Source organism: Streptomyces sp. NPDC091292 (genome assembly GCF_044757265.1).
Taxonomy (GTDB): domain Bacteria; phylum Actinomycetota; class Actinomycetes; order Streptomycetales; family Streptomycetaceae; genus Streptomyces.
Genome location: NZ_JBIVUQ010000003.1, coordinates 223,425 through 244,078, shown reverse-complemented (window position 1 = coordinate 244,078; position 20,654 = coordinate 223,425). Strand labels below are relative to the sequence as shown.

18 protein-coding genes are annotated in these 20,654 nt (G+C 71.3%); 7 read left to right on the top strand and 11 right to left on the bottom strand.

All coding sequences use genetic code 11. The features are described 5' to 3' along the window. The 4 genes from ACIQNU_RS12440 to ACIQNU_RS12425 all read right to left on the bottom strand — a co-directional run. Positions 1-233, bottom strand: a 233-nt coding sequence (locus ACIQNU_RS12440) for a hypothetical protein (protein WP_401364876.1), incomplete at its 3' end; no start/stop codon positions are given. Positions 234-328: 95 nt separating this feature from the next. Beyond that, on the bottom strand, positions 329-1,912 hold the full coding sequence (locus ACIQNU_RS12435) for a CpaE family protein (RefSeq protein WP_401364874.1): 1,584 nt from the start codon (positions 1,910-1,912) through the stop codon (positions 329-331). A 153-nt stretch (positions 1,913-2,065) separates the two neighbouring features. Next, complete coding sequence (gene cpaB, locus ACIQNU_RS12430; protein WP_401364872.1) at positions 2,066-2,773, bottom strand: Flp pilus assembly protein CpaB; 708 nt, start codon at positions 2,771-2,773, stop codon at positions 2,066-2,068. A gap of 79 nt (positions 2,774-2,852) precedes the next feature. Then, a complete protein-coding gene (locus tag ACIQNU_RS12425; protein WP_401364870.1) occupies positions 2,853-3,947 on the bottom strand; it encodes a hypothetical protein in 1,095 nt (364 codons plus the stop codon). 425 nt (positions 3,948-4,372) lie between these two features. On the opposite strand from ACIQNU_RS12425, the gene ACIQNU_RS12420 reads away from it, so the two are divergent. Further along, complete coding sequence (locus ACIQNU_RS12420; RefSeq protein ID WP_401364867.1) at positions 4,373-6,085, top strand: chitinase; 1,713 nt, start codon at positions 4,373-4,375, stop codon at positions 6,083-6,085. Positions 6,086-6,199: 114 nt separating this feature from the next. Here the strand turns inward: ACIQNU_RS12420 and ACIQNU_RS12415 are convergent, their stop codons facing one another. Continuing rightward, complete coding sequence (locus tag ACIQNU_RS12415) at positions 6,200-7,588, bottom strand: sporulation protein (RefSeq protein WP_401364865.1); 1,389 nt, start codon at positions 7,586-7,588, stop codon at positions 6,200-6,202. 286 nt (positions 7,589-7,874) lie between these two features. Between ACIQNU_RS12415 and ACIQNU_RS12410 the strand changes: the two genes are divergently transcribed. The 4 genes from ACIQNU_RS12410 to ACIQNU_RS12395 are packed head-to-tail and all read left to right on the top strand — an operon-like array spanning position 7,875 to position 11,473. Further along, entirely contained in the window at positions 7,875-8,906 is a 1,032-nt protein-coding gene (locus ACIQNU_RS12410) for a dTDP-glucose 4,6-dehydratase (RefSeq protein ID WP_401365611.1), read from the top strand. After that, positions 8,896-9,909 (top strand): ATP-grasp domain-containing protein, encoded by a 1,014-nt coding sequence (locus ACIQNU_RS12405; protein WP_401364862.1) that lies wholly within the window; start codon positions 8,896-8,898, stop codon positions 9,907-9,909. The genes ACIQNU_RS12410 and ACIQNU_RS12405 overlap by 11 nt, the downstream gene beginning before the upstream one ends. Beyond that, positions 9,906-11,039, top strand: a complete 1,134-nt coding sequence (locus ACIQNU_RS12400; protein WP_401364859.1) for a DegT/DnrJ/EryC1/StrS family aminotransferase — start codon at positions 9,906-9,908, stop codon at positions 11,037-11,039. Before ACIQNU_RS12405 ends, ACIQNU_RS12400 begins: the two co-directional genes overlap by 4 nt. Next, positions 11,039-11,473 carry a low molecular weight phosphotyrosine protein phosphatase gene (locus ACIQNU_RS12395; protein ID WP_401364856.1) on the top strand — a complete coding sequence of 145 codons (435 nt, stop codon included), beginning with the start codon at positions 11,039-11,041 and terminating at the stop codon, positions 11,471-11,473. The genes ACIQNU_RS12400 and ACIQNU_RS12395 overlap by 1 nt, the downstream gene beginning before the upstream one ends. A gap of 18 nt (positions 11,474-11,491) precedes the next feature. Here ACIQNU_RS12395 and ACIQNU_RS12390 read toward each other — a convergent pair whose 3' ends face one another. Continuing rightward, positions 11,492-12,670 (bottom strand): UDP-N-acetylglucosamine--N-acetylmuramyl-(pentapeptide) pyrophosphoryl-undecaprenol N-acetylglucosamine transferase, encoded by a 1,179-nt coding sequence (locus tag ACIQNU_RS12390; protein ID WP_401364853.1) that lies wholly within the window; start codon positions 12,668-12,670, stop codon positions 11,492-11,494. Positions 12,671-13,008: 338 nt separating this feature from the next. Between ACIQNU_RS12390 and ACIQNU_RS12385 the strand changes: the two genes are divergently transcribed. After that, the gene (locus ACIQNU_RS12385; RefSeq protein WP_401364851.1) at positions 13,009-14,352 is read left to right on the top strand and encodes a M14 family metallopeptidase; all 1,344 of its coding nucleotides are present in this window, start codon (positions 13,009-13,011) and stop codon (positions 14,350-14,352) included. 33 nt (positions 14,353-14,385) lie between these two features. On the opposite strand, the gene ACIQNU_RS12380 is transcribed toward ACIQNU_RS12385, so the two are convergent. The 5 genes from ACIQNU_RS12380 to ACIQNU_RS12360 form a co-directional block, all read right to left on the bottom strand. After that, positions 14,386-14,925 carry a hypothetical protein gene (locus ACIQNU_RS12380; RefSeq protein ID WP_401364848.1) on the bottom strand — a complete coding sequence of 180 codons (540 nt, stop codon included), beginning with the start codon at positions 14,923-14,925 and terminating at the stop codon, positions 14,386-14,388. Between the two features lie 150 nt (positions 14,926-15,075). Beyond that, positions 15,076-16,548: a GntP family permease gene (locus ACIQNU_RS12375; RefSeq protein ID WP_401364845.1), complete on the bottom strand. Its 1,473-nt coding sequence runs from the start codon at positions 16,546-16,548 to the stop codon at positions 15,076-15,078. 123 nt (positions 16,549-16,671) lie between these two features. Then, a complete protein-coding gene (locus ACIQNU_RS12370) occupies positions 16,672-17,097 on the bottom strand; it encodes a RidA family protein (protein WP_401364842.1) in 426 nt (141 codons plus the stop codon). Beyond that, positions 17,094-17,870, bottom strand: coding sequence for an IclR family transcriptional regulator (locus tag ACIQNU_RS12365; RefSeq protein WP_401364839.1), 777 nt, complete (start codon positions 17,868-17,870; stop codon positions 17,094-17,096). The genes ACIQNU_RS12370 and ACIQNU_RS12365 overlap by 4 nt, the downstream gene beginning before the upstream one ends. Then, entirely contained in the window at positions 17,867-18,970 is a 1,104-nt protein-coding gene (locus ACIQNU_RS12360) for a sugar kinase (RefSeq protein WP_401364836.1), read from the bottom strand. The genes ACIQNU_RS12365 and ACIQNU_RS12360 overlap by 4 nt, the downstream gene beginning before the upstream one ends. A 165-nt stretch (positions 18,971-19,135) precedes the next feature. Between ACIQNU_RS12360 and ACIQNU_RS12355 the strand changes: the two genes are divergently transcribed. Beyond that, positions 19,136-20,425 (top strand): amino acid deaminase, encoded by a 1,290-nt coding sequence (locus ACIQNU_RS12355; RefSeq protein ID WP_401364834.1) that lies wholly within the window; start codon positions 19,136-19,138, stop codon positions 20,423-20,425. Positions 20,426-20,654: the final 229 nt, after the last annotated feature.

Genomic DNA, 20,654 nt, shown 5'->3' with positions numbered 1-20,654 from the left:
GCCAGCACCCCACCGCCCCATCGCTCAACCGTGGCTGCGCCCCACTGCGGCGGATCGAAGGTGCCCGGCACCTTCACACCGAACGCCGCACCACCGGACCGCTCAACAGTCACTGCGCGCCCCGGCGACGGAAGGAGGACTCCAGGCACCATCACCGCCAGCACCCCACCGCCCCATCGCTCGACCGTGGCTGCGCCCCACTGCGGCGGATCGAAGGTGCCGGGCACCTTCACGGCGGGCGCGGCACGTCCCGCCCCCTGCCGGAAGTCCGCCCCCCGACCCGCCTCCGGCACTCTCAGGGAAGTGGTCGCCGGTGCTCTCCCGCCCCTCACGGAGTGCCCCCCTCTGTCGCCGCCCCCGCGCTCGCCTCGACCTTCCAGCCCGTTTTCACGCCGGGGAAGAAGACGGGGACGTCCGCGTGGACCTGGGCGCGCCAGACCAGGCCCTGGGGGGTGCAGGTGACCGTGGCGTCCTGCCAGGCGGACGGGAGGTGGGAGCGGGCGGCGGTTTCGCAGGCGGCCTGGCCCCCGTTTCCCGCCGCGGCGGCGGCGACGGCCGCGCGGGCGCCCTCGTCCGCCGCGTTCCCGGCCAGCGAGAACGTGTAACCCCATAGCGCGCACTGCCACAGGATCGCCATCACGACGAGCAGCAGCGGGAACATGCCCGCGAACTCCAGCGTGACCGCTCCACGGTCGAGGGCGGCGCGTTTGCGGCGTCCCCCGGCCGGCGGCTCATCGGATGTCGCCACGAGGCCCAGCTCCCCCGCCAGCCCCCACAGCGCCTGTTTCACCGTGGACCGGCTGTCCAGGTCCTGCATCCGCCCCGCGTCCACGGCGGACTGGAGTTCCTTGAAGTGGGACGGCACGGCGGTACGGGCGACCCGGGTCCCGGTGACCCGTTCGATCAGCGCCGCCTGGATCTCCGTACCGCGTGCGTGGCGGTTGAGCACGGTCACCGTCTCCTCCGCCTTGCGGATCTGGAGCCGGTCCCACAGCCGTACCATCCGCTTGGCCGCGCGGACCGCGATCACGTCCGGGGTGACCACGAGGAGCGCCTGGTCGGCGAGTTCGACGGCGACGGCGTTGGCGGCGCTCATCTGGGAGCCGCAGTCCACGACGACGATCTCGTACCGGCTGCGCAGCGCGGCGAGCACCTGCCGGGCGACCCGGTCGGTGACCTCTTCGCCGCGCTCTCCCTCGGCGGGCGCGAGGAGCAGGCCGAGCCCGGTCTCGTGCGTGTACACGGCCTCCTGGAGTACGCGGGGTGTGATGTCGCTGATCGAGGCGAGGTCGGCGACGGAGCGGCGGAACTGGACGTCGAGGTACGACGCGATGTCGCCGGACTGGAGGTCCAGGTCGAGTACGGCGACGCTGTGGCCCGACGCCCGTGCGGCGAGGGCGAGTTGGACGGAGGTGAGGGTGGTGCCGACGCCGCCCTTGGCTCCGGTGACCGTGACAAGGGTCCCGCCGGGTCCCGCGTACAGGCCCTCGCCGCCGCTGCCGAGGTGGCGCCGCATCCCGCCGGACCAGGCCGCCGCCGCGTGCACCCGTTCGACCAGCGCGTCGTACCCGAGAGGGAGGCCGACGATGCCGCGGGCGCCGGAGTCCATGGCGGCGGTGAGGACGCCGGTGCTGGTGTCGGCGGTGATGAGGACGACGCCGACCGCGGGGAAGCGGAGGACGAGTTCGCGGATGAGGTCGAGCGCGGGCACGGGCCCGATGCGCTCGTGGACGAGGACGACCTCGGGCACCTCGTCGAGGGATTCGGCGGCGAGCCGGCCGAGGGTGTCGAGGAGGGCCGTGGAGTCGGCGACGGGCAGGGCGGGTTCGGCGTCGGGGAGCTGGCTCAGCAGGGTCGACAGGGCGCGCGCGGACTCCAGGTCCGGCACGGCGGGCAGTACGCGCACACTCATACCGAACCTCCGGCCGCCCGGGACGCCCCGCCATCCGCGTCCATCACGCCACTTCGCACACCCGTCCGCGTACCCATCGGGCGCGCTCCCGTACCCCCGGGCCCGACTCGCGTCCGCGCGGGCCCGTAACGGCGACGACCCATGCCGGGCCTCCTACCTGTCCTCGTCGAGGGTGTACGTGCGGTCGCCGGGCGGTACGGTCGCGTCGCCGCCGGGGGCGACGAGGGCGAGCCGGACGTGGGTGGCGAAGGACTCGGCGAAGGCGACGCGCTGGGCGTCGCCGGTGTCGAGCGCGAAGGTGATCGGCACGGCCTCGGTGGTCTGGCGGCTGCGGCTGTCCTGGCCCGGGTCGAACGGGGTGAGCTTGCCGACGTCGATGACCTTGGCGTTCGCGACGATGACCTTCGACTGGTCCTTGGTCTTGTCGTTGGGGGCCTTGAAGGTGGCGTAGATGTTGACCGTGGAGCCGGGGGTGATCTTTCCGGCTACTCCGGTGGCCGCGTCGATCATGATGGCGATCTCCTGCTGACCCGGGGCGAGTTGGGGGCGGGCCACGATCATGTCGGTCTGGAGCAGGGAGCCTTTGCGGAGCTGGGTGACGGCGATCTTGCCTCGGATCTGGGCGAGGCTGGTGACGGCGTTCGAGGAGAGCCACCGTTCGGGCATCTCGATCTTCTCGAACTGGCCCGCGCTCAGCTCCTTGTAGGGCGCGATGTCGCTCTTGAGGCGGTACGCCGTGACCTCCGGGCCGACCTTGGAGTTCACGTCGCGGATCACCGCGAGGACTCCGGCGAAGGCGCCGAGGGCGCACAGCACCGAGAGAACCAGCAGGATGACGCCACGGCGCTGGCGTGAGTTCATGGCCGGACTACCTCGATCGGGGCGAGTGGTGACGGGTGGTGGGCAGGCTCACGGGAGGGGTGTCCTGTCGCGGCCGGAGTCAGGTGGTTCCGGGAGGCAGGGCGCGGGGCGCCCCTGGTGGGCGCGCGTCGGGGGCTTGTACGGGGGCCCGTACGGCGGGTGACATGCCGCGTACGCCCCCCGCGAGACCGGAACCCGAACCGGGACCGGGACCGGGACCGGCGCGGCGGACGGCGACCGCCGGGATCCGTTCGGGCAGGGGCGCGAGTGGTGCGGAGCAGAACCCGCAGCGGTCGCCGATGAGTTCCAGGCCGCACCAGTGACACCGTTCGCGCCGGACGGACGACACGAGCTGGTAGAGGACGGAGATGTCGGGGATGGCGGCGGCGAATTCGACGAGGCGGCCGGTGGCCCACCAGCGTGCGGACTCGGCGGGCAGCCGGGTCTCGGTGACGCCCTGGACGCGCCAGGCGGGGGCGAGCGCCGAGGTGACCCAGTCCGTGGTGAGCTGGCCTGGCGCGGTGAACAGGCGGGTGCCGAAGGCGGGTCCGGACAGGGCCGGTTCGGCGGGGGCGCCGCCCGCGCCGCGCGTCCCGGCGCCCGATCCGGAGACCCGGACGAGTTCGGGCTGCGGGGTCGCGAGGACGGCGAACTGGCTGCCGGGCACCCAGGACTTGGCGTGCGCCTTGAGGCCGACGGGGACCCGGTCGAGTCTGGCGACGGAGCCGAGGAGGGCGCCCGCGTAGATGTAGTGGGCGAGCAGCCGGGCGGCGGAGGCGAGGACGCCGGGGCTGAAGTCGCAGATGGAGAGCTGGCGGAGCTGGAGGGCGAGGACGGCGAGGCCGAGCGGCGGCAGATCGGGCCTCAGCAGGGCGATGCGGTCGCTCTCCAGGACGGAGCGGACGGTGTGCAGGCGGTGCAGGACGGTGTCGGGCGCGGACGCGGGGCACAGGACGATCACGTAGCCGTGGTGCTCGATGAGGGTGTGCATCTCGGCGAGTGACTGGTCGAGGGTGTAACCCGGGGGCGCCTTGCCCTGTTTGGCGGCGGCGCCCTTGCGATCGGCGGTGCGGTCGGCCCGTACGGCGGACTGGAGGACGGCCGCGGACGGGGTGTGCCGGTCCGGTGAGGGCAGCACGAGGTCCGGGCTCGTGACGGCTATGGCGGTCGGCACGCGGCACACCCCCGAATCCTTCTGGTCCCTCTGACGGCGTGGTCGACGACCACCGCGCATCGCCCCTGTGACGTCCTCCGTGACGTCCTCCTGCATATGCACCATATCCACGGCGTGGCCCGCTCAACACCCGATCTCATCAGATGACCTCACCGCCGGTAGGAAGCTGATCAACACAGCGTGAATGGGGGCCTGTCGGGGCGGTCCGCGACTCAGGCCGCGACTCAGGCCGCAACTCACCCACTGGACACCCGAAATGAAGACCTCGGTTGACGCCAGAGGTCTTGACAACCGAATTGGTCTGGACCAGCTTGTACGCCAACGGTGGCCACCGTTCCGCACGTTGCCGCACTTGCCGATGCCCCCCGGGGCGTTCCCGTGCCCCACGCGGGAGAGCCCCGTTCACCACCCCCACGGAGGCCGTAATGGACCGCCGATCCACCCTGTCCGGCAGAGTCAGAAGAACCTGGGCCGGCGCGCTGGCCGCCGTCCTCGCCGCGTCCGCGCTCACGCTCACCGGACTCGCCACGGACGCCGCCGCAGCGGACATCAACAACGCCAAGAACGCCGGCTTCGAGTCGGGTCTCGCCAACTGGACGTGTTCCGCGAACAGCGGCACGACCGTGTCCTCGCCGGTGCACGGCGGTTCGGCCGCGCTGAAGGCGACGCCCGCCGGGCAGGACAACGCCCGCTGCTCGCAGACGGTCGCCGTGAAGCCCAGTTCGACGTACACGGTGAGCGCCTGGGTGCAGGGCGGTTACGCCTACCTCGGCGCGAGCGGCACGGGCACCACGGACGTGTCGACCTGGACACCGGACTCGGCGTCCTGGAAGCAACTGTCGACGACCTTCACGACGGGCGCGTCCACGACGTCCGTGACGCTGTACACGCACGGCTGGTACGGCACGGCCGCGTACTACGCCGACGACATCTCGGTGTTCGGCCCGGACGGCGGCGGTGGCGGCGACCCGACCCCGACGATCCCGTCGGCCCCCGCGACCCCGGCGGTGGGAACCACCACTTCCTCCTCGATCTCCCTCTCCTGGAACACGGTGACGGGCGCGACGGGCTACAACGTCTACCGGGACGGTACGAAGGTCCTGGCCGTGTCGGGTACGTCGGCGACGGTGACGGGGCTGGCGGCGGACACGTCGTACTCCTTCCAGGTCACCGCCACGAACGCGGCCGGTGAGTCGCCGAAGTCGGCGGCCGTGAGCGGGCGGACGGCGACGGGCGGCGGGGGCGGCGGGAACCTCCCGAAGCACGCCGTGACGGGCTACTGGCAGAACTTCAACAACGGCGCGACGGTCCAGCGCCTGTCGCAGGTGCAGTCCCAGTACGACATCATCGCGGTGGCCTTCGCGGACGCGACGGCGACGCCGGGCGCGGTGACGTTCAACCTCGACTCGGCGGGCCTCGGCGGGTACACGGTCGACCAGTTCAAGGCCGACGTGGCGGCGAAGAAGGCGGCGGGCAAGAAGGTCATCATCTCGGTGGGCGGCGAGACGGGCACGGTCCGCGTGAACGACGCGGCATCGGCGACGAACTTCGCGAACTCCGTCTACTCCCTGATGCAGACGTACGGCTTCGACGGGGTCGACATCGATCTGGAGAACGGCCTCAACGCGACGTACATGACCCAGGCACTGCGCTCGCTGTCGTCCAAGGCAGGCTCGTCGCTCATCATCACGATGGCCCCGCAGACGATCGACATGCAGTCGACGTCGAACGAGTACTTCAAGACGGCGCTGAACATCAAGGACATCCTGACCGTCGTCAACATGCAGTACTACAACAGCGGCACGATGCTCGGCTGCGACGGCAAGGTGTACGGCCAGGGCTCGGTGGACTTCCTCACCGCGCTTGCCTGCATCCAGTTGGAGGGCGGCCTCGCCCCGTCCCAGGTCGGCCTCGGCACCCCCGCGTCGACCCGCGCGGCGGGCAGCGGCTACATCTCCCCGACGATCGTGAACAACGCCCTCGACTGCCTCACCAAGGGCACCAACTGCGGCACCTTCAAACCGTCGAGGACCTACCCGGACCTCCGCGGCGCGATGACCTGGTCCACCAACTGGGACGCCACAGCGGGCAACACGTGGTCGAACGGCGTGGGCCCCCACGTCCACGCCCTCCCGTAACCACCCCCAACACCCCCACCAACAGCGCCGCCGCTCCCCCCGTAGTCGCATGGATACCTCTCCGTGACTTGGGGACCTCCCTGGAGCGGCGGCGCTGTCGTTCCCGCTGGGGCTTCAGGAGCCCAGGGCCATCGTGTGAGCGCGGTGGGAGAGTTCGATGACCCGGGGGTCGCGGTGCCAGGGTGCCATGGCTCGTACGACGTCGCGGAGGTAGTCGGCGGCGCGGGTGGACCGTACGTGTCTGAGGATGGTGAAGGCGCGCTGCCCGTGTGCCAGGGCTTGGTCAAGGTCACGTTTTTGAAGGTGTGTGGTGGCCAGGACGGTCATGCGCAGGCCGACAGAGCGGGTGAAGTCGTGCGCGGACATGCTGCCGGCCCGGTCGTTCCAGCGCAGGGCGGCGGCCGGCAGGCCGAGGTCGCGGTGGATCTCCACGGCGTCGGCGGCCATGCGCACCGGCGTGTAGTAGCTGATCCATTCGGGTTCGTCACCGGGGGAGGTCTCGGCGCGGTCGAGGAGTTGTTCGGAGGCGCCGAGCGCGGCAGCGGCCGGGCGGGCGTCGCCAAGGCGGGCATGTGCTCGGGCCTCGATGAGTTTGGCGAAGGCGAGGACGCGCGGGGCCGCACGGTGGCGAGCGCGGTCATAAGCGCCCTGGGCCATGTCGACGGCCTCGCCGGGGTAGCCGCGCAGGGTGGTCTGGAGGGCCATGGTGGCGAGGACGTGGCAGCCGGTGTCCAGGCTGCCCCCGGCGCGGGCCATGCGAAGGGCTTGGACGAAGTGCCGCTGGGCAAGGGCGTGGTGGCCCATGTCGAGTGCGCTCCATCCGGTGACCCGGGCCAGTTCGGCGGTGCCCGCGAACAGTTCTCTGCCCACGGCGTCCGTGTAGTCGCCGTGCAGGAGGGGGACGGCTCGCTGGGCCAGGAACGCGGAGACCATGGATGCCTTCCGGGCGCCGCCGCCGTACTTCGAGTCCCAGCGTTTGGCTTCGGCGGCGGCGGCCCACAGTGCGTCCAGGTCGTGGCGGCCGACGCGGTGTCCGCCGGAGCGAGCGGCGTCGGCGTCGGCAGGGACGGCGAGCCACCGGGTGACTGGTGTGCTGTAGGCGCTGACGGCGAAGGCGCCGGTGACGAAGGTACGGCGGTGCATGGTGGTGCTCCAGAATCTGGTGGCGGTACGGACGGCGTCGTGTGCGTCACGGGGAAAGTCCAGGCCGAGACGGTCGGGGCTCTCGCGTATCGCGGTCATGCCGATCTCCACCGGGTCGACCGGCCGTCCCAAGCGTTCTGCGAGCGCCTGCGCGATGAACGCGGGGACTGGCGGGCGGGGGCTCATGCCGCGCCGGGTCCAGTTCGTGACACTGGTGTGGGTGTAGGAGACGGCGAGCCCTGCCTGCCCGGCCAGTTCGTTGACACGGCGTGCCAGTGCGTGATGGCTCGTCCCGGCCGCCTCGATCACGTGGGCCAGGGCTTCGTTCGCGGTCCTGGCCGGACGGTCACCGAGCCTCATGTCAGACGCCTCCCTGGTAACCGGGTCCCGCCGGTACACCGCCCGCGGGACCAGTCGGGTAGGGGGAGCGTACGGCCGCGAGCCCGGTGGTTTGGGTGATTTGCCGTTGTGAGCCCCCTTTATGAGCCTGTGCCGGCGGTGGCGAAGCGGTTCCATGCGGTCACCGCACTCCAGTTCTGGGGTGCCAAGCCGCTACGCGTGCAGGAACGGTCCGTGCCCCGCGCGCGGATGTTCGGGTCCGGGGCTGCTCCGGCCCGTCCTGCGCCGCAGGGAAGGGACCATGCCCATGCTCACTGTGCTCGTGACCGGGGGCGCCGGGTTCATCGGCTCTCACTACGTCAAGGCTCTGCTGCGGGCCGACGACGTCGCCAGGGTCACTGTGCTGGACGCTCTCACGTACGCCGGCCATGTCGAAAACCTAGGAGAGGCGTTCCTGGACTCGCGGTTGGCGTTCGTCCACGGCAGCGTCGTCGATGCCACGCTCGTCGAATCGCTCATGGCCGGACACACCCATGTCGTGCACTTCGCTGCCGAGTCCCACGTGGACCGCTCGCTCGCGGGAGGAGGGCTGTTTGTCGAGACGAACGTGCTGGGCACGCAGGTCCTGACGGCCGCGGCGTCCCGGCACGGGGTCGAACGGTTCGTGCACGTCTCCACGGACGAGGTGTACGGACCGCTGCCGGAGGGCGTGGCGACGGAGGACCATCCGCTGCGTCCCACGGTGCCCTACGCCGCGTCCAAGGCCGCCGGCGACCTGATCGCCCTGAGCGCGTACCGCACCTACGGGCTTCCCGTGTCCGTGACCCGCTCATCGAACAACTTCGGGCCCGCCCAGTACCCGGAGAAGATCATCCCGCTGTTCGTCACCCGTCTGCTGCGCGGTGAGCCGGTCACCCTGCACGGCCGGGGGCAGCACGTACGCAACTGGCTGCATGTGACGGACAACTGCCGTGGCATCGAAGCCGTCATGCGCGACGGCTCCCCGGGCGAGGTCTACAACCTCGGCGGCGGCACCGACCTGACGAGCAGGGAGCTGACCGGCTACCTGCTGGACCTCTGCGGGGCCACCTGGGACGCGGTCATCTATGTCCCCGACCGTCCGGCGAACGACATACGGTATGCGATCGACTGGACCAAGGCCCGTGACCAGCTCGGCTACCGGCCGCAGCGGCGCCTGGATGACGCCCTCGCGGAGACCGCCGAGTGGTACCGCCGCAACCCCGACCGCTGGGCCCCGCTCGCGACCGCCGGCCCGCGCACCGTCCTGCCGACCGGCCGCCCGATGCTCGCCCCGCTGGAGATGCCCCGTGGCCACTGACCAGATCGAACCGCGCAGGATTCTCGTCACCGGCGTCGGCGCCAACCCCGGATTCGGGCTCGCCCGCAGCCTCACCCGCCTGGGCCACCACGTCGTCGCCGCCGACGCCAACCCGCTCGCACACGGCTTCCTCCTCCCCTGCGTCCGCCCTCAGCTCATACCGCCGGCCGACGACCCCGGCTACTGCGCGCGTCTGGACGAGCTGTGCCGGGACCTCAAGGTCGACGCAATCGTGCCGGCCATCGAGAACGACCTTGCGCCGCTGCTGCGCATGGCCGAGCGCCTGGATGAGGCCGGGGTGCACCTGTGGCTCCCTGAGCCCGCGTCCGTACACGCGTGCGTCGACAAGGCAGCCTTCCACCAGGCTCTCACCGAGCACGGCGTGCCCACCCCCCGCTCCTGGTGGGGAGACACCCTCGACCAAGTCCCCGACGGCACGGAGCTGGTGGTCAAGCCGCGGCGCGGACATGGCGCCCAGCACGTCCACTTCACCGACAACCGGCGACACGCCCTGCTGCTGGACGAGCTGGTGCCCGAAGCTCTGGTGCAAATGCGGTTACGCGGCGTCGAGTTCACCGCGGACTGCCTCGTGGACCGCTCCGGACGGGCGTCGGCGATCCTGCGCCGCCGGGACCTGGTGAAGGCCGGGCTCGCCGTGGTCTCCACCACCTTCCACGACCCCGTCGTGCTCGACCTCGTCCTGGCCACTCTGCGCGCGGTCCGCGCCGAGGGGCTGTGCTGCGTGCAGGGCTTCATCCAGGACAGCGGCGCCGTCACCATCACCGAGCTGAACGTCCGGGTGGGCGGCGGCTTCCCGCTGACCGAGGCCGCCGGGGCCGACCTCGTCGGCCAGATGGTGCGCGGACTGGTCGGCCTGCCGGTCGACCACGACGCCCTCGCCTACCGGGGCGGGATGTTCCTGACCACCTACGTCGAGACGCTGGCCGTCGGCAATGCCGCCGACCTGGAGCGCATCGTCACCGCCGAGGAGGCTGCCGCATGACGCGGATCCGTCCCGACTACCGGCGCAACGCCAGCCCCTTCCTGAACGGAGCGGAGGTGGCGACCGTCGCCCGCGTGCTGGAGAACGGCCAGTACGGGCACACCGACGTCACCGAGGAGTTCGAGCGGCGGATCGCCGCCCACCTCGGCGTGCCCGACACGGTGGCCGTCAGCTCCGGCACAGCCGCCCTCCACAGCGCCCTGCTCGCCGCCGGCATCGGCGCCGGTGACGAGGTGATCATGCCGTCCATGACCTTCTGCGCCTCCGTGCAGGCGGTCCGGGCCGTCGGAGCGACCCCCCGCTTCATAGACATCGACCCCGCCACCCTGTGCATCACCCCGCAACTCGTCACGCAGGCGCTCACCGACTCCACGGCCGCCGTCCTCCCGGTCCTCTTCGGCGGCCGGGCCGTCGACCTCGCCCCGATCCGCGAGGACCTGGCCGACCGGGACATCGTCGTCATCGAGGACGCCGCGCACGCCTTCGGCTCCCGCAGCCGCACCAGCCTCGTGGGCAGCGACGGGACGGCCCTGACGTGCTTCTCCTTCGGGCCGATCAAGAACCTGACCTGCGGCCAGGGCGGCGCCGTCATCCCCCGCACGCCCGCGGAGGCCGCGACCCTCCGCCGGCTCCGCCTCCTGGGCGTCGTGCAGTCCCGGAGCGAGCGCGCCGAGAACACCACCTACCAGGTGGCCGGCTTCGGCCTGCGCTACCAGCTCTCCGCCATCAACGCCGCCATCGGCCTGGCACAGCTCGACACCTTCGACACCGCCGCGGCCACCCGCCGCCACCTCTGGCACATCTACGGGGGCGCCGTCGCCGAACTGGACGGCGTGACGCTCGTCGACGTCGACCCCGACCACGCGGTGCCGCACCTGTGCCAGATCCGCGTGCGGCGCCGGGACGAGGTCTTCGCGTACCTGCGCGAAGCGGGCATCGGAGTCGGCGTGCACTACCCGCCGAACCACCTCCAACCCGCCTTCGCACCCTGGCGGCGCCCCCTGCCGGTCACCGAACGGGCCGGCGCGGAGATCCTGAGCCTGCCCTTCCACCAGCACCTCACCGAGGCGGACGTCCACCACGTCGTGAGCACCCTCCGGAACGCCCTCAAGCACGCCGGGGGCGCCTGATGCCCACCAAGGTGCTCACCGTGTGCCTCGGCAACTACTGCCGCAGCCCGTTCGCCCAGCTCGCCCTCTCCCGCCAAGGCGGGTCCCGCCTGACGGTCCGGTCCGCCGGTCTCGTCAGCAAGTGGCAGGACCAGCCGGCCAACCCGATGATGATCAACGCGGCCCGGCGGCTGGGCTACGACCTCACCGCCCACCGCGGCCGGCACATCACGCTGGAGACGATGGGCTGGGCGGACACCGTCCTCGCCATGGACGCCTCCGTCCTCGCCATGCTGCGGTCCGTCTTCGGTCCGCAGTACGAGAGCAAGTTGCGCCTCTACCTCGGCGACCGCGACGTCCCCGACCCGATGGAGCAGGACGACGACGCGTTCTTCGACTGCGCCGTGATGATCGAGGCCGGTACCGCCCTGCACCGAGGCGGCCTCATCACCTAGGGCCTGTCCTGGGGCCGGTCAACCGGATGCCGCGGACAGGAGCAAGTCCACGAGCCTGTCGGCGGCATCCGGGCGTCCGTGCGCCCTCGCCGCCCTCGCCATCGCCTCCCGGCGCGCCGAGTCCTCCAAGAGCGGGCCCACCGCGTCGCGAAGGTCCCCGCCGGTCACCTCACCGAGAAGCGCGACCGCCGCACCGGAGGCCGCCAGGTGCCGGGCGTTGTGCGCCTGCTCGTCACCGGCCGCCGAGGCGAGCGGGATGAAGACGGCAGGCTTGCCCAGGGCCGTCAGCTCCGCCAGCGTGCCCGCACCGCTGCGCGAGATCACCAGATCGGCCAGCGCCAGCACATCGGGCAACTCCGGCCCGACGAACGGCGTGAGGTGATACCGGGCAGCCATGGCAGCGGGCAGCCCGGCCGCGCGCGCGGACAGCGCCTCACGGTGGGCAATACCGCACTGATGCACCACGTTGGCGCGCTCAAGGAGCCACAGCAGCTCGCCGCCGACCAGGTCGTTGATCTGCTGGGAGCCCTGCGCCCCGCCGGTGATGTACACCGTGGGCAGACGGCGGTCGAACGTGAGGCCCAGCGCCGTCACGGCCTTGTCCGGATGCCCGGCCAGGACCTCCGGCCGCACCGGATTGCCGGTCACCACCACCGCGGAACGCACGCTCTGAGGGAGGAGCGGCAGGCTCGACTCGGAGGACACCGCGATCCGTGCGGCGGAGCCGGCGAGTCGGCGGTTGGCGAGGCCGAGCCTCACGGTCTGCTCGTGCAGGACCAGCGGAACCTTGCACATGCGGGCGGCCAGCCCGGTCGGCACGGCCACGTAGCCACCCGTCGCGAGAACGACGTCCGGCCGAAACTCTGCAACTGCCTTGCGCGCCTGGGCGACCCCGAGCGGAACGCGCGCCATGTCGCGGACATTGGCCGGGGACACCATCTTCAGAGGGTTCGCCGACCGCCGGATCTTCCCCGTGGCGACCGCCGTGAAGGGAATGCCCTCCGCACTGGCGACGCGCGCCTCCAAGCCCTCGGCGGTACCGATCCAGAGCACATCCAGCGTGCCGCCGGAGGCAGCCGAGCGGGCCTGCAACGTGCGGATCGCGGTGAGCGCGGGATACGTGTGGCCCCCGGTCCCACCGCCCGCCACGACCAGCCGGAAGGCACCGGACGCGGCGTCATCAGCGCTGTTCACCAAGGGGGTCCCATCTGGGCCGTACGGAGACTCGCCCGTACCGTACCGGCATTTCAGCCGAAGGCACTGGGATTGACGTCAGCTGGGGGCGCAATGTCCGCCACGAGACCCAGCGCCCGGTACTGCGTCCCCGGCCCCCGGCGGCGCTGTTGCGTTGCCCTCCCTCGCACCCGCGCCGCACATGGCCGAAGTTCACGTCTTGACGGGCGCATGCCATGGCCCGAGCATGAGCGCCACCCTGTGGATTCGTCCGCACAGGGGACGCACAGGAATCGCATCGTGCCCCGTCGGTGAACCCCTGCCGGCCGGGTGACCCCCCACCTCCCCCTCCAGGAGATCTCATGCGATCACGCTTTCGTGGCAGACGGTCGGTGACGCTTGCCGTGGTGTTGGCCGCCGCGCTCGCGGCGCCTCTCACCGCCACCGCGACCAGTGCCAGTAGCAGCAACAGCAGTGTCGGTGCGGCCCCATCCGACCAGGACATACGGCAGTACGAGATTCAAGGGCCCTCCAGCGCCGCCGAGCGGACCGCCATCTCCCGTACCGGAGTCTCCGTCGACGAGGCCCATGACGAGAGTGTCGTCGTGTCGGGGCGCGCGGCTCAGGCCGACAAGCTGCGGGCGCTCGGGTACGACGTGCAGCCGCTCGGCGCCGTGCCCGACCGGAGTCGGGGCGCGGACGTCACGCCCTTCGACTTCCCCTCCGCCGACTCGCGCTACCACAACTACGCCGAGATGAACGCCGAGATCGACCAGCGGCTCCAGCAGTACCCCTCGCTGATGAGCAAGCGCGTCATCGGCAAGTCGTACCAGGGCCGCGACATCGTCGCCATCAAGGTCAGCGACAACGTCGCCACCGACGAGAACGAACCCGAAGTACTGTTCACCTTCCACCAGCACGCCCGCGAGCACCTCACCGTCGAGATGGCGCTCTACCTGCTCCGCGAACTCGGCGCGGGCTACGGCTCCGACTCGCGGATCACCAACGCCGTGAACGGGCGCGAGATCTGGATCGTGCCGGACCTCAACCCGGACGGCGGCGAGTACGACATCGCCACGGGCTCGTACCGGAGCTGGCGCAAGAACCGTCAGCCCAACACCGGTTCCACCAATGTCGGCACCGACCTCAACCGCAACTGGAACTTCAAGTTCGGCTGCTGCGGCGGCTCTTCCGGCTCGACCGGCTCCGAGACCTACCGCGGCCCCTCCGCCGAGTCCGCGCCCGAGGTGAAGGTCGTCGCCGACTTCGTACGCTCCCGGGTCATCGGCGGCAAGCAGCAGATCACCGCCGGCATCGACTTCCACACCTACAGCGAACTCGTGCTGTGGCCCTACGGCTACACGTACAGCGACACGGCCGCCGGGCTCACGCAGGACGACCGGGACGCGTTCGCCGCCGTCGGCGGCAAGATGGCCGCCAGCAACGGCTACACGCCCCAGCAGTCCAGCGACCTCTACATCACGGACGGTTCGATCGACGACTGGCTGTGGGGCAACCAGAAGATCTTCGGCTACACCTTCGAGATGTATCCGTCGTCGGCCGGCGGCGGCGGGTTCTACCCGCCCGACGAGGTCATCGAGCGGGAGACCAGCCGCAACCGTGACGCCGTGCTGCAACTCCTGGAGAACGCCGACTGCATGTACCGGTCCATCGGGAAGCAGCAGCAGTACTGCGCGACCCCGTAGGCCCCGTAAGCCCGGGACGGCCCGGTCACCCGGTCACTCGTCCTCGAACCACGCGTCCAGCGCCTCGTCCAGCCGTGCCGTCCACTCCTTGAGGTCGGACCGCGCCGGTGCCTCGACCTCGTTGGGGTACCAGCGCCGGTCCGGCGTGTGGACGACGACGGTGAGCCGTTTCCCGAACCGGGGCGTGTCGTACTCGACCGCGCCGATCTCCTCCCACCGCCACTCGGCGGTCTGGTCGTCCAGCTCGAACCGGACACCGGCCCCGTCCACCGTGATCGACCCACGACGGTCGGAGACGGAGAAGGCGGGGCCTTCGTCCGTATCGTCTTCGGACTCGGGTTCGGCATCGGACTCGGGTTCGGAATCGGCTTCCGGCTCCGGTGCGTCGGTCTCCGCCGCCGGTTCCTCCGGCTCCGAAGGCTCCGTTTCCGAAGACTCCGGCTCCGAAGGCTCCGGCTCCTCCGGGGCCTTGGGTGCCGTACCGGCGGCGGGCGTCACGAGGCCCGGGACGTGCGCCGGATCGATCGCGGCGGCGTCGACGAGCGAGGGGGTCTTGCCTATGGGCTGCTCCACGGCACCGCAGTATGGCCGACGATCCTGTGGAGCGCAGGACCGGGGTGGACATTGGACACGATCGGATGTCCGGTAAAGGCCGTACCAGGCCGAAGTAAAGCCCCGTCCAAGCGGATCGCACCAGGCACTCGGCGGCTCAGACGAACAGGCTCAGACGAACAAGCTCAGCAGCGCCGCCATCGCGAACCCGGCCACCGAAAGCACCGACTCAAGCACCGTCCACGACTTGAGCGTGTCCCGCTCGCTGATCCCGAAGTACTTCGCCACCATCCAGAACCCGCCGTCGTTGACGTGCGACGCGAAGATCGAGCCCGCCGAGATGGCCATGATGACGAGCGCGACGAACGCCTGCGAGTGACCGCCGTTCTCCAGGAGCGGCAGCACGATCCCGGCGGTCGTGACGATCGCGACGGTCGCGGACCCCTGGGCGACCCGCAGCACCAGCGAGATCAGATACGCGAGCACGATCACGGGCAGACCGACATCGCTGAAGGTGTCCGAAAGCGCCTGCGCGACCCCGCTGCCCTTCAGCACGGCACCGAAGATCCCGCCCGCGCCGACGACCAGCAGGATGTTGCCGACGGGCTTCAGGGACGACGTGGAGACCGTCTCCAGGGACTTCCGCGACCACCCGCGCCGCAGCCCCAGCAGCCAGTACGCGAGGAGCAGCGCGATCGTCAGCGCGACGAAGGGGTGCCCGAAGAACTCGACGACCGAGCGGAGCGTGGACGGGTCGAGCGCGATCGACGAGAAGGTGGCGAGGAGGATCAGCAGCAGCGGCGTACCGATGATGGCGAGGACCACACCGAGCGGTACGGGCTTCTCGCGCGGCGCGACTCCCGCGGCGCGCTGCTCGTCGGCGACGGCCTGCTTGGCCTCTTCCGCGGCCTCGACCATGTCCTGCGGCACGGCGACGAACAGCCGGTTGCCGATCCACGCGGAGTACCCCCACGCCACGACGACGGCGGGCAGTCCGCAGACGACACCCATGAGGATGACCCAGCCGAGGTCGACGTTCAGCAGTGCGGCGGCGGCGACCGGGCCGGGGTGCGGTGGCAGGAACGCGTGCGTCATCGACAGACCGGCGAGCAGCGGCATGCAGTACAGCAGGATCGACTTGCCGGACCGCTTGGCCGCCGCGTACACGATCGGCGCGAGGACGAAGATGCCGACGTCGAAGAAGACCGGGATACCGAAGATGAGGCCGGTGAGGCCCATGGCGAGCGGGGCGCGGCGCTCGCCGAAGAGGTTGAGCAGCCGGGACGCCAGCACCTCGGCGCCGCCCGACACTTCGAGGATCGCGCCGAGCATGGTGCCCAGGCCGATGATGATGGCGACATGGCCGAGGATGCCGCCCATACCGCTCTCGATGAGCGAGACGGCGTCCGACTTCTGGACGGTGCCGAAGAGTTCGGTGACGGAGAGGCCGGCCCCGAGGCCGACGGCTATGGAGACGGCGAGCAGCGCGACGAACGGCTGAAGCCTGGCCTTGATGATCAGGAAGAGCAGCAGCAGGATGCCGAGCGCGGCGACGGTCAGGAGTCCGGCGGTGCCGGGTATGAGGGCGAGGAGACCGCCGGTGTGGGGTGGGGCCTCGGGGGTGGAGGCGGCGAGGAGGGACATAGGGGGGCCTCGGCAATCCATGGGGCTTTCGGGCAGGGCGGATCGCGGCACGGCGCCCCGGGGAGGGGACACCGCGCCGTGCGGGCGTGCGGGGGCGTGCGGGGGGCGTCAGCCCAGGACGGGTCAGCCCAGGACGGCGAGCGCGTCGATCTCGATGAGGAGACCCTTGGGCAGCCCGACGTACACGGTCGTACGGGCGGAGGCGGGCGCGGTCAGCCCCTGCTCCTCGAAGTACGCGTTGTAGATCTCGTTCATCTCCGCGAAGTGGTCCACGTCCGTGAGGTAGACGCGCGTCATCATCACGTCGTCCCAGCTCGCGCCGCCCTCCTCCAGGATCGCCTTGACGTTGGCGAAGGTCTGGAGGGTCTGCTCACGCAGGGTCGGCCCGGCGGGCGTCGGCGGCTGTCCGTCGACGGCGGGGAGGAACCCGACCTGCCCGGCGACCTGGAGGATGTTCCCCTTGCGGACACCGTGCGAGAACTTCGCGGGCGGCGCGGTGTGCGTGGCGGGCGTGAGGGCGATCTTCTCGGTACGGGTCTGCTCGGTCATGGACGTTCCTTACGTTCACTGGGTGTGGCGGGCGCGCTGCCGGAGTACTCGCGGCTGATGGCGTCGGCGGTACGGCGTACCAGCGGCAGCAGGGTGAGGAGTTCCTCGGCGGTGACGACGACGTTCGGCGCGGACACCGACATGGCGGCGACGACCCGGCCGTCCGCGCCGCGGATGGGGGCGCCGACGCAGTTGATGGACTCCTCGTGGCCACCGAGGTCGGTGGCCCAGCCCTGTTCGCGCACGGTCGCCAGCTCCTTCAGGAAGGCGGCGGCGTTCGGCGTCGAACGGGCTGTGTACAGGGGGTAGTCGAGCTTGTCCGCGAGGGCGCGGCGCTCGGTCTCGGGGAGGTCGGCGAGGAGCAGTTTGGCGACGGCGGCGACGGTGAGGGCCACCGGTTTGCCGATCCGCGAGTACATCCGTACCGGATAGCGGCTCTCGACCTTGTCGATGTAGAGGACCTCGTTCTCCTCGTAGACGGCGAGGTGGACGGTGTGGCCGCACTTCTCGTTGAGGGCGAGGAGGTGGGGGTGGGCGATCTCGCGGACGTCGAGGTTCTCGACGGCTTCCTGGGCGAGCGCGAAGAGGCGGGCGCCGAGCCGGTAGCGCTGGTCGGACTGGCGGTAGACGAGGCCGTGTTCGTGGAGGGTGCGCAGCAGCCGCAGCGCGGTCGACTTGTGCACGCCGAGGCGTTCGGCGACCTGGCCGAGGTCGGCGGGTCCCTCGGCGAGCAGCGGCAGGATGGACAGCGCGCGGTCGACGGTCTGGCTCATGGCGTACGTACCTCCTCGTCGGCACTCCGGGCTGCCTCTGTCCAGCCGGGGCCGAGTCGAAGTGTCCCCCACGCGGTGTCGTCGAGTGCGGCCAGGCGGTCGGCGTGGGCGCGGCCGGGCGGGGTTCCGAGGTCGCCGGGGACGGTGAGCGCGGCGGCGGCCATGAGGTGCCCGTGGCGCAGCCGGTCGCGTACGGGGAGGCCGCGCAGGGTCGCGGAGAGGAAACCGGCGGCGAAGGCGTCCCCGGCGCCGACCGGGACGACGACGTCGACCCGCAGGGCGGGTACGGAGGTGACGGTGCCGTCGGCGGCGAAGGCGGTGGCGCCGTGGGCGCCCTGCTTGACGACGAGGAGGCGGGGCTCGGGCAGGGCGGCGCGGATCGCGGCGGGCCCGCCGGTGATGCCCCAGGCGGCGTGCGCCTCGTCCTCGCCGACGAAGACGAGGTCGCTCGCGCGGGCGAGCCCGAGCAGGATCTCGCCGGCCGCCGCCCGGTCGCGCCAGAGGCTGACGCGGTAGTTCACGTCGAAGGAGACGAGGGGGCGGCCGGGCCGGGGCGCGGTGAGGGCGCGGAGCAGAGCGAGGCAGCCGGTGGAGAGGGCGGCGGTGATGCCGGAGAGGTGGAGGATCCGGCCGGAGAGGACGGCGGCGAGGTCGACGGTGTCGGGGGACATGGCGGAGGCGGCGGAACCGGCGCGGTAGTAGACGACCTCGGCGAGGGGGGTAGGCGGCTCGGCGCCGCCGGACTCGGTGGTGGGGGGTTGGGTGGGGCGCTCGCCGGCCGTCCGGAAGTAGATGCCGGTGGGGCGGTGCGGGTCGTGGCGGACGGCGCTCGTGTCCACCCCGTACGAGGCGATCTCCTCGACCAGGTGGGTGCCGAAGCCGTCGGTGCCGACCCGGCTGACCCAGCGGGCGCGGTGCCCGGCGCGGGCGAGGCCGCAGGCGACGTTGGACTCGGCGCCGCCGATGCCGCGCTCGAAGGAGGGCACGTCGGCGAGGCGGCCGGGCCGGGTGGGCAGAAAGGTGACCATGGACTCGCCGAGTGCGACGACGTCGACCTGGAGGTCGGCTCCGGCGTCGGCGGTGGTTCCGGGTGCGGTCACGGCAGTCTGGCTCCTCGCTGGTTCCCGTCGCCGGGAGGCGCCCGGCTCCGTTGACCCGGCGTCCGCTGGGATGTTAGACAGCAGTAAGCGACATACGCAATGAGTGTTGCAGAGAATGCAATGCATAGAGTTGGCAATGTGCCGCCCGACTACCAAGGAGGCCCCATGCCCGCCCCCGCCCCCGAAGCACGTACCGCGCTGGCCGCTCTGGACGACGAACGGGTCGACCACCGCTTCAAGGGGCTGCCGCCGGACGCCGACGGGCTGACGGTGGGCGAGCTGGCGGCCCAGCGCCGGAACCTCTTCACGGACGGCTTCACGACCCCTGTCCTCGCCCTGTCCGCCGAGGGCCTGGAACACAACCTGGCGCTGATGGAGACGTACGCGACCCGGCACGGCCTGGCGTTCGCGCCGCACGGCAAGACGTCGATGGCGCCGCAACTGTTCGCACGGCAGCTCGACCGCGGCGCCTGGGGCATCACCCTCGCCGTACCGCACCAGGTGCGTGTGGCAAGGGCGTTCGGGGTCGGCGGCCGGATCTTCCTGGCGAACGAACTCGTCGACGCGGCGGCCCTGCGCTGGCTCGCCGCCGAACTCGACCAGGACCCCGACTTCCGCTTCATCTGCTACGTGGACTCGGTACGGGGCGTGGAACTGATGGACGCCGCGCTGCGGGACGCCGGGGCGGGGCGGCCGGTGGACGTGGTGGTGGAGCTGGGCGCGGGCCCCGGCGCCCGGACCGGCGCCCGCACGGAGGCGGACTGCACGGCGGTCGCGGACGCGGTGGCGGGCGTGCCGACGCTCCGCCTGGTGGGCGTCGCGGGCTACGAGGGCGAGGTACCGGGGGCCACACCGGAGCGGGTACGGGAGTGGCTGCGCCGGCTGGTCGGTCTCGCGGTCGCCTTCGACGGCGAAGGGCGCTTCGCGGGGGCGGGGGTGGACGAGGTGGTGGTGAGTGCGGGGGGCAGCGCGTGGTTCGACGCGGTGGCGGAGGTCTTCGAGGAGATCCCGGAACTCTCCCTCCCCACTCTGAAGTTGCTGCGCTCGGGCGCATACGTATCGCACGACGAGGGCCACTACCGCCGCCTCACCCCCTTCAACCGCGTACCGGAAGAGGGCGCTCTGCACCCCGCTTTCCGCCTCTGGACCCAGGTGGTGTCCCGCCCGTCCCTGGAACAGGCGTTCGTGAACGCGGGCAAGCGGGACGCGGCCTATGACCTGGATCTGCCTGCGGTACGGGAGGTAAGGGGCGCGGCGGACCCGGCGGACATCGAACTGACGGCCCTGTCGGACCAACACGGGTGGCTCCGCACGGCCCCGGGCACCGACCTGGCGGTCGGCGACTGGCTGGGCCTGGGCCTCTCGCACCCGTGCACGTCCTTCGACAAGTGGCAACTGATCCCACTGACGGAGACGGACGGCACGGTAACGGAGTACATCCGCACGTTCTTCTAGTTATTTCCCACCCACCCACCCTCATTACCTCGGCGCGACAACGGGGCACACCCGGATTCCCCACCCACGGAGCCGCAGCCGCCGACGGTGGGTCACCCGGGAGGGGGCCACCCGCACCCGCCCACGATCCGCACGGGTGGTGCGGGTGGGAGCACAACCCGGCCGGAGGCCGGGAGCACCACACACGGAGCCGCAGCCGCCGACGGCGGGCCACCCTGGAAGGGGCCAC